We start from the raw sequence: 14,199 nt of genomic DNA, 5'->3' as shown, positions 1-14,199 counted from the left end.
CGCTTCCCCACATAATGTAATAAAGCTCCTGGCGATGATATGAGCTCAACATAAATATAAAGCCAGATCCCGGCTTTACATGAGAATGATTTCGATTTACACTGTAGATTCCCGTTAGCCATACGGAAAGAATCAACAACCTAGAATCAGCCATTGCACCAGCCAGCCCATAGCCAGCCAGTGCTCTTCCAACAAAAAACCAAAAAAAAGGAAAACATTGTGTTGTGCAAGATTACTTCTGCCGCCTGCTCTTCGCGTATCCCCATGCCACTGCGCCTTAAGCCGCTGGCTTTTGCCATGCGTATGGCCTTCGCCGGGTTGTTGTTTGCGGGACTGATGAATCATGCTCATGCCCAAACTGCGCCAAAGGAAAAACAAGAAGCTACCGAAAAGCAAGAAGGCGCCGCCAGTGATGTCACGACACTTCCCGAGATGAAGATCAGCGCGGAACGGCCTGATGAGCTTCCACAACCCTATGCCGGCGGACAAGTTGCGCGCGGCGGACGGCTCGGCGTGCTCGGCAATATGGACCTCATGAAGGCTCCTTTCAGCATCAGCAGCTATACCTCGCAGATGATGCAGAACCAGCACGCAATCACGGCGGCCGACCTCTTGACCCGGGATCCCTCAGTCCGCTCTACCGGTCAACGCGGCGGTGTCGTCGATTCCTTCTATATTCGTGGCTTTCCGATCGGCGAAGGCAACGTGGGGGAATTCGCTTTCGATGGGCAGTACGGCGTGGCCCCCAACTACCGGATATTTACCGAATACACCGAACGTATCGAGGTGCTCAAGGGGCCTGCTGCGCTGCTGTATGGGATATCCCCGAACAGCGGTGTTGGCGGCGTCATCAATATCGTTCCCAAGCGTGCCTCGGCCGATCTGACCCGGCTCACGGGCAACTATTTATCAGGCGCGCAGGGAGGCGGACACCTCGATATCGCCCGGCGCTTCGGTGCGGATCGCCAGTTCGGCATACGGCTCAACGGCAGTCATCATCAGGGCAATACGCTCCTGGACAACCAGTTCCGCCAGGCGGATATCGCTTCCGTGGCGCTCGACTATCAGGGCGAACGGTTTCGGGCAACGCTTGACGCCTTCGGCCAGTATGAGCGGTTCAAGGCCCCGTCACGCCCGTTCCTGGTTGCTGCCGGTGTTGCCGTGCCATCCGCGCCCAATGGCCGGCGTAACGTCACTCAACCCTGGGGCTGGTCGAAAATCAAGGACGCGGGGCTCCTGCTCAAGGGCGAATATGACCTGTCCGACGCGCTGACATTGTTCGCCAGTGTCGGCGGTGCCCACACGTGGGTGGATCGGCTATCGGATCAGACGCCGACGATCCAGAATGCCGCCGGCGATACCAGGTCAGTACCGATGTTTTTCAGGTTTGGCGTCGACCGCTCCAGCGCAGATGGCGGATTGCGCGCCCGGTTCAATACCGGTCCCATTCGCCACAACGTGACGCTTCAAGGCACCGGTTATCGCGATCGCCTGGAGCGAGGCTCCACCGCTGGCACGGCAGTATTGTCGAACATGTATTCCCCGATTGACCGTCCCGGTCAAGCTCTGGCCACGCCCGGTCTTATGAAAGTCTCGGAGACCGAATTCTATGGAGGCGCATTAACCGATATCGTATCCATGGCCGAAGAGCGTATATTGCTTACCCTGGGCGTGCGCTTCCAGCAGGTCAGATCGGACAATTTCAGCTCAACAGGCGCCGTCACGTCCACCTACGACAAGGCGGCGATCACGCCGCTGGTGGGTCTGGTCGTCCGGCCCTGGAAAAACATCTCGATCTACGCCAATCGCATGGAAGGGCTGAGCAAGGGTGACATTGCTCCTCAGATCGCAGTCAATGCCGGCCAGGCTCTCGCGCCCTACAAAACTGAACAGCTTGAGGTCGGCGTCAAGGTCGATTACGGCCGCCTGATCACCACGCTGAGTCTCTTCCAGATCAAGCGGCCCAGTCCTCTGCTCACGGACAATGTCTTTTCCCTCACTGGCGAGCAGCGCAATCAAGGCGTGGAACTCGCCCTGTTCGGCGAACCCGTGTCAGGAGTTCGGCTGCTGGGCGGTGTGACACTGCTGGATGGGGAATTAACGAAAACCGACAATCCCGCCACGCGGGGCAATAAACCCGTCGGCGTGCCGGTATTGCAAGCCAATATGGGCGCCGAATGGGACATGCCGTGGCTGCCAGGGTTCACCTTGACCGGCAACCTCGTCCACACCGGCAAGCGATATATCAACCAGGCCAATACGCAGAGCGTGCCTTCCTGGACAACGTTTGACTTTGGCGCGCGCTACAGTACCAAGGTGGCTGGAAAATCCACCATCATCCGCGCCAATCTGCTTAATGCCTTCGATCGCAATTACTGGGCAGGCGTGGCTTCTTTCAGCACCTTATCGCTAGGCACGCCGCGCACTGTGCTGGTGTCGGCTACGGTCGACTTTTGAGTTGAGCAGGGAGCGCCTATGCAAAACAATCTTCTATTGATGGAGGGCCAAGCGGAGTATAGACGTGTCTCGATCCCCATCGCACTGCCGCCAATTCTCGATCGAAGCATAGCAGACACCCTCTATTCAGCGCCTCAGACGCTTTTGGAGCTGGTCGATCGGTATGGATCTCCCCTCCATGTCATTTGGCCGCATATTCTGCAGCGGAACGTGGATGCGTTTCGAGCGGTCCTTCATGCGCATGCCCTGCGTTTTGAAATCTTCTACGGCGCCAAGGTCAACAAGTCGCAGGCGCTCATTCGTGCTGCGGTGGAGTCCGGCGTTGGCGTGGATGTCTCCAGCATCTATGAATTGCGGGATGCCCTCGCCGCAGGCGTGGACCCTTCACAGATCTGTGCAACCGGCCCGGCAAAGACCCCGGAATTCCATGCCGCACTCATCGCCAATGCTTCGTTGATTTCGATCGACTCCATTGAAGAGTTTTCCGAATTGGAGCAATGCGTCCGCAAGCTTGCGTCGCTTACTTCGCCACCTCACAAAGTGAGGCTTCTGCTTCGCTATCGGCCTGCCTCGGCTACTGCCAGTCGGTTTGGAATGGGCGGCGATGATCTATTGCAGTGCCTGCATCGGCTCGTGCAGCTCAGAGAGCTTTTTGCTTTCGAAGGGTTTCATTTTCATCTCAGCGGTTATGCTCATGAAACTCGTGCCCAGGCCCTGCGCGAACTTACTGCCTACGTCGATGCGGCGTGCAATCTAGGCTTGCGTCCCAGAATCATCGATATTGGGGGCGGTTTGCCCATCCGGTATGTGGAGAGCGACGAGTACGAGGCATTCTTGCGCAGCCAATGCAAGGAACGTTATCGCAATGGCAAGGTTCCCGCATCGTTTTATCCATATGGGGGTCGGGTTGATGCTTCCCAGTACCTGCACTGGCTGCTTGAATCGCCGTGTACGGACGGTTTGTCGGTTGCACAATATCTCAAGTCGATGGATCTTGTTTTGGCAGTCGAGCCAGGCCGCTGTCTGGCCGATCAAACTGCCATTTCGGTCTTCAGGATTACCCGTGTCAAACCCTTGGTGGATGGGAATCACGTGATATTCGTGGAAGGAAGCAGCTTCAGCGCTTGCGAAACCTGGTTTGCTTCGGAATACCTGGTTGATCCGATTCTGGTTTCGTGTGCGGCCCCTGGCGCATGCCAAAACGTTCCAATGCGTGCCTATATCGCCGGGCACAGTTGCCTGGACGATGACGTCATTACAAACCGTTTGATTACCTTCGAAAGGATGCTGCAAGCAGGCGATCTGCTGGTTTTCGCCAATACTGCGGGTTACCAGATGGATTTGCTTGAGAACGAATTTCACCGCCATCCGATGCCGCGTCGAATCGCTGTGACTTGCAACGCCACGGGTGGAATAGAGTTTTCACCTGACGACTGAATGGAGCGACGCGATGATATTGAGTAAAGTGACCGATCTGATCGGCAATACCCCCATGCTTGGTCTTCCGATTCCCGGAAAGAACGCCACCCTGCTGCTCAAGATCGAGAAGAACAATCCTGGGGGCAGCATCAAGGACAGGATGGCACGCAACATGGTCGTTGCGGCGCTCAAGTCGGGGCGGCTCAAACCCGGCGGGATCGTAGTGGAGTCTTCTTCCGGCAATACAGGCATCGGCTTAGCCATTGCAGCGATCGAGTTCGGGCTGCGTTTTATTGCCGTGGTCGATCACCATGCGGCTCAGGACAAAATCGCCGTGATGCGTGCTCTCGGCGCGGAGATCCGCTATGTCGAGGGGGACTATCGCGAAGACGAGGTGGCTGTCGTCGAACGCCAACGCCTGGCGGCCGAGATCGCGAGCCAGCTTCACGGTGCGGTATTCATGAATCAATCGGACAACGTGGCCAACGCGGGCGCGTATTTCGATTTCGTGCGTGAGGTCATTGGCGAGGTGGACGGCGGTATCGACGCTTACGTGGGCTGCGTGGGAACAGGCGGCTCGATGACGGGGATTGCACGGGGACTGAAATTGTACAATCCACGCACCAAGACCATTGCCGTCGAACCGGCGGGATCGATCATTTTCGGTCAATCGGGACATCCTTATTATCAGTCCGGAACAGGTACGCCCCAGGGTGACACTGTCGGCCTGGTACTCGACTACAGCTGCATTGATATGGGAGTTCAGGTTACCGATTCCCAGGCATTCGAAACCACTCGATACATTGCACAGCGGACAGGACTGCTCGTGGGCGGCTCAACCGGGGGAGTCATCTACAAGGCGCTGGAGTTCATTCATGCGGGTCTGATAGGCGGCAACGTTGTGATTGCAGTTGCTGACGGCGGTGAGAAATATCTTCACACAGTATTCAATGAGAGCTGGCTGAGAGAGCGCAAGCTCCTCGATCCGGAAATCTGGAAAAGACTGGAGGGGTGGTTTGGGCAGGGAAGCCCGGATGAAATGTCGCGACCGGTTCCACGGCTGTTCTGGGCGGGGCCCGGGACCGGGGTGAGTGGCCAGGAAAAGGTGGCATCCGCCTCATGAAGCCGCTGAATGTCGCTATTTGTGGCGGTGGCAGAACAGGTCATTTAAACGCCGTATTGTTCAAGCAGCTTCCCGCCGTGCGCGTCTCGTTGCTCACAAGTCGCCAGGACGTAATCGAGCAGCATCGCCATGGCAAGGAGATGGTCGCTTTTCTGCCGGATGGAGATCAACTATCCGCCCGTCCGGACACCGTGACGAACGCCCCGGAACAAGCACTTGGCGACGCGGACATTGTCATCATCACCGTGCCTGCCCATGGGAGGCAGGAACTGCTGCGCGCGATTGGATCCAACCTGCCAGCGAACAAGCCAGTCTACGTGGGTGCCATCCCGGGCTTCTGTGGCTTCGATTGGCTTGCCGAAAGAGCAATGAGGGCTCGCCCGAATGTCATCATCTGGGGTATGAAAGATGTTCCTCACACCGCTTATGATCTGCAGCCGGGCATCTCGATCAGGATGGGGGGTGCGAAGAGCAGGCTTTACATTGGCACGCATGGGCGCGAAAGCGAAGCAGCGCGCCTTACTCTTCTGGAGCATCTGCAAAGGCTGTACACCTCTCCCGTCGAACTGCTGGCTGACTATCTGGAAATCACCTTAACGCCCGGCAACCCCATCATGCATCCTGCGGTAGTGTATGGGCTGATCGGGCCCTATGGGCAATGGCACAACAAGTCATTTTCTTCACCCATTTGCTGGTGGACGGACTGCCCCGAGATTGGCGCATATTTCCTGGAGCGCAGCGATCAGGAAAGCCAGACTTTATGCAAGGCGGTGGAGCAACGCCTGGATGTGGACCTGTCTTCAGTGAAGCCCTTGAAGCAAGAGATTATCGAAGCCTACAAAGATCAGATACGCGACCCCGACACGATGCTGTCAGTACTGCGCACCAACCAGGCCTATGACTCGATTGTAGCGCCACTGGTCCCCGCCATTAACGGGAGGGGATATGTCATCGACAAGGAAAGTCGCGCATTTCACGAAGATGTGGCCTACGGTTTGGCCTTGCTCGTCAAGATGGCAAAGCAACTGAACGTGAAAGTGCCGCATCTCGAAGAGATATTCAAATGGAATGTTTCTTACATGGGTGGACTGCGCAATTCTGCGCTTGATTACTTTCCTGAGACCTGGCCAGCCTGATGTGGAATCCAATAAAAAGCAATCTAGCTTTATTGCAAACGGACAATACATTTTACGCCGAGCACAAGAATAGCGCCCTGACATTTGCCCGGCACAATGCCTTGCGACGCGTTGTTCGTTGTTTATTTGCCGAAAAGATCATTGACAAGGACTTGCTAGTGTTTGCTCCCCAGAGCCGCAGCGCCTGGCTGCCGCTTTGGGACAAGCACGCCATCCTCTTCTTTGAGGACTTATGGGCCGCTCCAGCGGATACTTTTATCAACCGCGGCTCGATTATCTTGCTCACATCCAATGGCGCTAGAACTGCCGTCGACATGCCGCATCAACTGATCGATTTGTTGCGCGACCAGTTTGATTTTTCCCCGAGCGACGAAGGGGTCGAGGGCCTTAAGGCGGATATAACAAACAGCATCGCCAATGATGCTCTCGCCCGAATCTACCGTGAGGTATGGAACGCACAGTTGAACAACTGCATTCATTCGACTGACGTAACGGGCTTTATCGACTATCTTCGCCGAGGAGCTACACTCAGGGAAGCCGCCATACTGCTGGATCAATGGGGTTCGTTGGAAGGGCACCCCTTCTACCCGACCTGGAAATCCAAGCCCGACCTTAGTCCTGAGGAGGTGGCGGCCTTATCACCGGAATTCAACGCAGAGGTTTCCGTGCGAATCGCTGCCTTGCGTTCGGATATGGCATACATGGAACGTATGCCGCATGTTCAGAGCTATCACCAGTGGTTCGCAGATCAATTCCCGGTGCTATGGATTCAATGGAAAGAAAATCTGAATGCGCGACAGTTGAATGAGGAGGACTGGCTACCTTTACCGATTCATTCCTGGCACCTCGAGCACTATGTGAAGCAGGAATATGCAGCAGAGATCGAGGAGGGCATACTAATTCTAGATGGTCCCGATATAGGGACACTGCCAACCATGTCCTTCCGCACCATGGCGCCGCTGGGGCCAAAAATGGCGCCGCTTATCAAACTGCCCGTGGCGCTATGGCTGACCAGCGAGCAGCGCAGCCTGCAAGCCAAATCGATCCATATGGGGCCACGCATCAGTACAGTGATCAAGCATATTCTGGCCGAAGAAAACGGGTTCGAGCGAACACTCGATGTCTTCCCGGAGGAAGTCGCGTTTCACTACAAGCATGCGGTAAAGCAGGAAGACAGACCGGGACGCCACCTGTCGGTCGTTTATCGGGCAAGCAAAGAGGCATTCGAGCGAACGGACGGGTTGTTGCCCATCACCGTGGCGGCCTTGTTCACGAGGTCGCCATCGAGCGAGCGTCCTCTCATCACGGAGTTGATCGAGTGCAATGGTGGGCAATCGCACACCGAGCGGGTGGAAACCTGGTTCAGACAGTATGCGCGCACCGTTACGCGTCCCGTGATCGGCATCTATCTACTGTATGGTATCGGACTAGAGGCGCATCAACAAAATGCGTCCGTGCTGTTCTCCGAGGACGGGATACCCAGGAGTTTGCTGATGCGTGATTTTGGCGACGGTCGCACCTATGCGCCGCTGCTTTTGCAACGAGGCTACGAGCTCAAGCCTTACGTCCATCCCGGAATACTTCCCACCGTCTTCTCCGACGATATCGAGCCGGTTCGTTCATTCGTGCTGGATGCATGTTTCGTGTGCCACCTGCACGAAGTGGCGCTGCTGTTGACGAGCGAATACCAACTCGCCCCATCCCGCTTGTGGGGGATATTGCATGAAGAGACGGAAAGCGCCTTCGATGCTGTCGCACCCCGCGTTGCCGAGGCCCTATGGCGGACGGAGCGAGCGGCATTTCTGGAGAACCCCTGGCCGACACGCTCCGTGCTTCGAATGCATTTACTCAAGTACTCCAATTATCGGCTGCAGCATCACCTGCCCAACCCGCTGATGACAGCAAATGGTGGAAATTGACTAATGTCTAATGTAGCTGACGTGGTGAGCCCTGCGTCGCGCCTGATCCACATTCTGTTTGCCATTCAACTGGTTTCCATGGGAGCCATGGAGATGAGCGGTCCTTTCTGGCCCATTTACCTGAAGGCGCTCAGTTCATCCGATTCGCTGTTCGGCTTTGCCGGCATCGCAGTTTACGTCGGGCCGATGCTCGGCATCATGCTAACGAGTGCCTTCTGGGGCCGAATCGGCGATCAGTTCGGGCACAAGCTGATGATGATCCGCGCCTTGCTGGGCCTGTCATTGACCCAGTTGGCGCTGGCCTACGCGTCCGATGTATGGATGATCCTGGTGCTACGCTTCATGCAGGGTGCCTGCGCTGGATACATCGCGCCTGCCCAGGCCTATGGCGTCAGTATCGAATCCCCCTCCCGGCGGGCTCGCCTGTTCGCCTATTTGCAGGTGTCGACTAATGTGGGATCACTGTTCGGCGCCATCGCCGGAGGCTTGATCCTCGATCACGCGGCATTTTTCTGGATCAATATCGTCGCCGCCATCTTGTGCGCGATCTGTGCTGCTGCCGCCGCGTTGAGTTTGCCCAATGTGCCGCCATCGAAGGTCGCATTGCCGGCAACGCAGCCCACACCGCCTACCAATGCGCCGGTGAGTGCCGGTTCGTTACCCCCCTGGCGTTCATCACCGATCTTGGGCTTGCTGCTCATCACTGGCATACTGCTCATGAGCCGCATGCTGACTCAGACACCATTCGCCCTTTATGTTCGCGCTGTCTTTCAAGTGGACAACTGGGTCGTGGGCTTGTGTTATGGCTTGCTTGCCGCGGGCTTTGTCGTGTCGGCTTCGTTGTGGGCAAGACGCTTCGAGAAAAAAACGTTATCCGACGCGCTGGGCCGCATGATCTACATCGTCCTTGCCTGCTCGACATTGATGGCGGTTGCCGGCATCACGCATAGCATCGGCGTGTTCGTCGCGATTCATTTTGTTTGGGGGATCCTGCTCGGCGCCACGACGCCGGTGCTGATGTCACTGATCTCAAAGGCAGCCGGCAGCCTCCAGCAAGGTTATATTCTCGGCATCGCTCAAAGCACCGCACAGTTCTCGTCGATCACCGGCATCGCCTTAGGCGGCTGGTTGATGCAAACCGCGGGGTTGCAATACACGTACTTCTTCGTTTCTTTTTCATACGCCCTGGCGATGATCTTCGTTTTAACCATGAGGCGGGGCCAAGTTGCGGCCCAGCCCAAAATGGCGCCACGGCAATAGGAAGGAATCCGAGTATTTCTTTTCGGGAGTCTTTACGATGACATTTCAACGTCGACAGGCCGGTGTGCTGATTACCTTTATATCGGTTTGCCTCCTGGCCGTACTTCTCATTGTTTTAAACCAGTCCAAAGGAACAGCGGCAGGGGCAGTGACACCGTCCCCCGATACCATCACAGTGACCGATCTGCTCGGACGCCAGGTGGAGATACATACACCGGTCCAACGCGTCATGCTGGGGGAAGGCCGGTTACTATATATAGTCGCGGCGCTCGACACGGAAAACCCGATTGGGCGCATTATCGGCTGGCGCAAAGATCTGATCGAGGCCGATCCGGACACGTACGCGTTGTACCGTCGGAAGTTTCCGAAGATCGCGGACATTCCCACCTTCGGCGGCTTTGAGGATGGCACGTTCGAAATCGAGCAAGCAATCACGCTGAAGCCCGACGTCATTTTTCTGAATATCGAAGCGCAACGTGCCATAGATGATGCCCACTATATCGAGAAGCTCTCGGCGCTCGGCATTCCGGTGGTGTATGTCGACTTCCGTCATGCCCCGATGGAAAACACCGAACCTACCTTGCGCCTCTTTGGCAAGCTCTTCGGCAAGGAGGCGCGTGCGGAACAGCTCATTGCATTTCGGAACGAGCAGATCAAGCAAGTCACGGACGTCATCGCTGCCCATCAACCGGCACGGCCGAAGGTATTCATCGAGCGTATCGGTGGTTACACTACCGACTGTTGTCTCAGCTTCGGCAATGAGAATTTCGGCAAATTCGTCGAGCTCGCCGGGGGGCGCAATATCGCCAAGGACAGCATCCTCGGGACCTTCGGGCAGTTGAACCCGGAGCAGATTATCGCCGCCAATCCCGATCATGTCGTCGTCACCAGCGCCAATTGGGAGGCCTATGTTCCGGGCGGAAACTGGATTGGGGTAGGGCCAGGGACCGATCCAGGCGAAGCAGTGCGCAAGCTCGCGTTTTATACGAAGCGGCCAGCTTACACCGACATCACTGCGAACAAGGATCACGCATTTCATGCGATCTGGCATCAGTTCTACAACAACCCATACCAGTTCGTGGCGATCCAGCAGTTTGCCAAGTGGTTTCATCCAGAACTTTTTGCCCATCTCGATCCCGAAGCATCCTTTCGCGAATTGCATGAGCGATTCCTGCCGATCGCTTACCAGCCGGGCTATTTTGCGACGCTGGACAGGAGCGGCTAATGACGAGCGCGACTCACGTGTCGGAAGCAGGACAGCGTCACACCTATCGCACCCTCGTGCGACGCAAACAGTGGCTGCTCGGACTCCTCGTCATTCTGTTGCTGGGCAGTGTCCTGCTCGATCTTGCGCTCGGGCCGGCACGCTATGACCTTGATGAAATTATCCAAGCGCTGCTGTGGCCGGATAGCGCGTCTGCACAAGTGCGGGTTGTGATGTGGGACATTCGCCTGCCCGTAGCTCTGATGGCTGTGGCAGTGGGAGCGGCACTGTCGCTCGCCGGTGCGCAAATGCAGACCATCCTCAACAATCCGCTGGCAAGTCCATTCACGCTTGGCATCTCGGCAGCCGCGAGCTTCGGCGCCGCCTTGGGGATCGCTTTCGGCTTCAAAGTGCTCCCGGGTATCGTGGCCGAATATGTCGTGCCGCTGAACGCGTTCGTCATGGCGATGCTGGCTGCGTTCTTGATTCATTTGCTTAGCCGGCGGCACGGCGTAACCGCCGAAACGATGGTACTGCTCGGCATCGCCCTGGTCTTCACTTTCAATGCGCTGTTGGCACTCACACAGTACTTCGCGAGTGAGCAAGCAGTCGCCGCCGTCGTATTCTGGACTATGGGCAGCCTTACCAAGGCCACATGGCCAAAGCTTGCCATCACCTGCTTGGTGATTCTGGCTATGCTACCGATCTTCGTGCACCGCGCCTGGGCGCTGACTGCACTGCGCCTGGGCGAGGACAAGGCAGCAAGCTTCGGCATCGATGTGCCGCGGCTGCGGCTGCAAACATTGATAATGGTGAGCCTGCTTGCGGCCTTCCCCGTGGCCTTCGTCGGCACGATAGGATTCGTCGGCCTGGTCGGTCCCCATATTGCCCGCATGCTGATCGGTGAAGACCAACGCTTCTTTCTGCCGGCATCACTGCTGTCCGGCGCCCTGCTGCTGTCGCTGAGCTCGATCGTCAGCAAAACCCTGATCCCGGGCGCCATTTTTCCGATCGGCATCGTCACGTCACTGATCGGCGTACCGTTTTTTATCGCATTGATTCTAGGCAAGAGGCGCTCATGGTGAGGCTGCGATTGGAGGATATCGGTGCGGGTTATGGTCGAGGACTGATCGTCTCCGGGATCAGTACACCCGTCTTTTCAGGGGGCGAGGTGATTGCGGTCATCGGTCCCAACGCGGCCGGAAAGTCGACACTGTTCAAGCGTATAACCGGGCTGATCAAAGGACCCGGCAGGGTGCTGCTCGACGGTTCGCGTAAAGGAACCGAGGGTATTTGCTACATGCCGCAGGAAACGACGGCGAGCGCTCGACTCACTGTCTATGAATCCATACTGCTAGCACGCAAGCAGCACGCATCCTGGTCGGTGCAAGAGACAGATCTGGCACAGGTCGATCAAGCTCTCGCAACGCTAGGCATCGCGGAGCTCGCATTTCGTAACCTGGAGGAGCTCTCTGGCGGGCAGCGCCAGTTGGTTGCAATTGCACAGACGCTCGCACGCGAGCCTGAAATTCTGCTCATGGATGAGCCGACCAGTGCCCTTGATCTACATCGGCAGGTACAGGTGCTCGGCTTTATGCGCACCCTGGCTAGAGAGCAGGGAATGATTGTTTTCATCGCCATGCACGATCTCAACCAGGCATTGCATTTTTCCGACCAGGTACTGGTGCTCGCTGCGGGTAAGGCATGGAAGAGCGGTACTTGCGCGGATGTCATTACTGTCGCGATGCTGCAAGAGGTGTACGGAATAGAAGCTCGCATTGAATGCTGCTCGAAGGGTATCAGTCACGTTATCGTCGATGGCGTAGCTTTACCCGGTTAAGCAGTGATCATGAACGAAGAAACAGAAAGGGGTAGCTATGTTGCGCATACTTTCAATTCAACTCGTTCCAATCAGCTGGATTCGTCCTAGCGAACTCCACGATCCGCAACACGCAGCTGCCCTAGCCGACACGCTGCAGAATGATCGAATCTGGCATATTCCGGTCACGCTTGAGCGACGTAGTCTCACGATCATGGATGGGCATCATCGGGTTGCCGCTGCGCGTCTGCTCAAGCTCAAGTTTGTTCCATGCGTGCTGTTGGACTATAGCCAGGTCGAAGTGGACGCCATGCGCGCTGGCTATCTCGTCACGCCACAGGAAATCGTGCGCCGTGCGCAGATGGAAGATCTCTATCCGCCAAAAACCACCCGTCACCGGTTTTTGTCACCGTTTCCCACCTGCAACCTCTCATTGTCGTTATTGTCAGGGGAGGCAGTAACTAAAGACGTGGAAACCGGTTGACAATCTCATGCTTAATCTAGAGCAGCTCCTTGCCGACACGCCGGGTGCCGGCAATGTCATCCATTTGAATAATGCCGGCGCTGCGCTCATGCCTCGTATCGTTCTCGATACCGTCGCCCAGCACATGCAACAGGAAGCGTTCGTTGGAGGATACGAGGCAGCGGAAGCAGCGAGCGAGCGCCTGGAAAATGTCTATGACTCAGTCGGACGTCTCCTCAACGCGCAGGCCGAGGAGATTGCAGTTATGGAAAGCGCGACTCGGGCATGGCACATGGCGTTTTACTCGCTGCCACTGGTGAGCGGCGATGTGATTCTGACCGCGGCGACCGAGTATGCTGGCAATTATATTCCCTACCTGCAGTTGAAACGGCAGCGCGGTATCCAGATCAGGATCATCCCGAACGATGAGTACGGTCAAGTTTCAGTCAGTGCGCTCCACGACATGTTGGCCGACCCACGCGTCAAACTCATTTCCTTACCCATCATCGCAACAAACGGTGGTCCGGTGCAACCCGTTGAAGCAATCGGCGCAGCAGCCCGGGCAGCGGGGGTATGGTTTTTGCTCGATGCTTGCCAAGCCGTGGGTCAGTTGCCGCTGGACGTACAGCAGCTGGGGTGTCACATGCTCTCGGCGACGAGCCGCAAGTATCTGCGCGGGCCACGAGGCATGGGTTTTCTTTACGTTGAACAAAACTTGTGCCAGGAGCTTGAGCCCGTGTTTCTCGATTTACATGCGGCGACGCTACAAACACCCAACCAATTTAAAGTACGCGGGGATGCGCGGCGTTTTGAAAACTGGGAATACAATGTTGCTGCCAAACTTGGCATGGGCGCTGCAATTGAGTATGCGCTCATGCTTGGCGTCGACTACCTCTGGGTCCGCATTCAACAGCTCGCCAGGCTTCTGCGTGACCAGTTGGCGCTGATCGACGGCGTCACGATTTGGGATAGTGGTGTCATCAAACCCGGAATTGTCACGTTTACTTTGGACGGGTACGGGTCGAAGGAGATCAGGTGCCTGCTCGCCGAGCAGCCAAGGCGTATCAATGTCTCCACATCGACCTTCCACTCGACAATGCTGGATATGCAGGCACGTGGCTTATGCGAGGTTGTACGCGCTTCCGTTCATGCCTATAACACGGAGCAAGACATCGAGTCAGTCGTACAAGCGATCGAAACGATCCGTAATACCCATTAGCGGGGACACCAAGGTGTACACCATTCTTCTGCGGCTTCGATCCACGACGCTGCCCCTGGCATCCTTGTTTTGGGAGCTTCCTTCGATGGAAAAACTTTGAACAAGTCATCAAGGCAAGAAAAAAGTTCGGATAAGAGAAGCAAGATGTGCAGGGATAATCAATAGTGCGACTTTTAGTTT

11 protein-coding genes are annotated in these 14,199 nt (G+C 56.3%); all 11 read left to right on the top strand.

Annotated elements, in window-relative coordinates; genetic code table 11:
* The first annotated feature begins 219 nt into the window (after window positions 1–219).
* From ACZ5BW_RS01010 to ACZ5BW_RS00960, 11 genes are read left to right on the top strand one after another with little or no spacing between them, the layout of a single operon-like run.
* Entirely contained in the window at window positions 220–2,457 is a 2,238-nt protein-coding gene (locus ACZ5BW_RS01010; RefSeq protein WP_464541649.1) for a TonB-dependent receptor, read from the top strand.
* Between the two features lie 18 nt (window positions 2,458–2,475).
* Complete coding sequence (locus tag ACZ5BW_RS01005) at window positions 2,476–3,894, top strand: Y4yA family PLP-dependent enzyme (protein WP_464541647.1); 1,419 nt, start codon at window positions 2,476–2,478, stop codon at window positions 3,892–3,894.
* A 13-nt stretch (window positions 3,895–3,907) separates the two neighbouring features.
* A complete protein-coding gene (locus ACZ5BW_RS01000) occupies window positions 3,908–4,999 on the top strand; it encodes a PLP-dependent cysteine synthase family protein (RefSeq protein ID WP_464541645.1) in 1,092 nt (363 codons plus the stop codon).
* The gene (locus ACZ5BW_RS00995; RefSeq protein WP_464541643.1) at window positions 4,996–6,135 is read left to right on the top strand and encodes an NAD/NADP octopine/nopaline dehydrogenase family protein; all 1,140 of its coding nucleotides are present in this window, start codon (window positions 4,996–4,998) and stop codon (window positions 6,133–6,135) included. The genes ACZ5BW_RS01000 and ACZ5BW_RS00995 overlap by 4 nt, the downstream gene beginning before the upstream one ends.
* Window positions 6,136–6,167: 32 nt before the next feature.
* Entirely contained in the window at window positions 6,168–8,054 is a 1,887-nt protein-coding gene (locus tag ACZ5BW_RS00990; protein WP_464541641.1) for an IucA/IucC family protein, read from the top strand.
* A 3-nt stretch (window positions 8,055–8,057) separates the two neighbouring features.
* A complete protein-coding gene (locus ACZ5BW_RS00985; protein ID WP_464541639.1) occupies window positions 8,058–9,314 on the top strand; it encodes an MFS transporter in 1,257 nt (418 codons plus the stop codon).
* 37 nt (window positions 9,315–9,351) lie between these two features.
* On the top strand, window positions 9,352–10,539 hold the full coding sequence (locus ACZ5BW_RS00980; protein WP_464541637.1) for an ABC transporter substrate-binding protein: 1,188 nt from the start codon (window positions 9,352–9,354) through the stop codon (window positions 10,537–10,539).
* The gene (locus tag ACZ5BW_RS00975; protein WP_464541635.1) at window positions 10,539–11,603 is read left to right on the top strand and encodes a FecCD family ABC transporter permease; all 1,065 of its coding nucleotides are present in this window, start codon (window positions 10,539–10,541) and stop codon (window positions 11,601–11,603) included. The genes ACZ5BW_RS00980 and ACZ5BW_RS00975 overlap by 1 nt, the downstream gene beginning before the upstream one ends.
* A complete protein-coding gene (locus ACZ5BW_RS00970) occupies window positions 11,597–12,358 on the top strand; it encodes an ABC transporter ATP-binding protein (protein ID WP_464541633.1) in 762 nt (253 codons plus the stop codon). Before ACZ5BW_RS00975 ends, ACZ5BW_RS00970 begins: the two co-directional genes overlap by 7 nt.
* 37 nt (window positions 12,359–12,395) lie before the next feature.
* On the top strand, window positions 12,396–12,821 hold the full coding sequence (locus tag ACZ5BW_RS00965) for a hypothetical protein (RefSeq protein ID WP_464541631.1): 426 nt from the start codon (window positions 12,396–12,398) through the stop codon (window positions 12,819–12,821).
* A 7-nt stretch (window positions 12,822–12,828) separates the two neighbouring features.
* On the top strand, window positions 12,829–14,019 hold the full coding sequence (locus ACZ5BW_RS00960; protein WP_464541629.1) for an aminotransferase class V-fold PLP-dependent enzyme: 1,191 nt from the start codon (window positions 12,829–12,831) through the stop codon (window positions 14,017–14,019).
* Window positions 14,020–14,199: the final 180 nt, after the last annotated feature.

The sequence above is a fragment of the Nitrosospira sp. TNL300 genome (assembly GCF_055385915.1).
The sequence above is the reverse complement of the archived record's forward strand: the minus strand, read 5'-3'. Positions and strand labels throughout refer to the sequence as shown.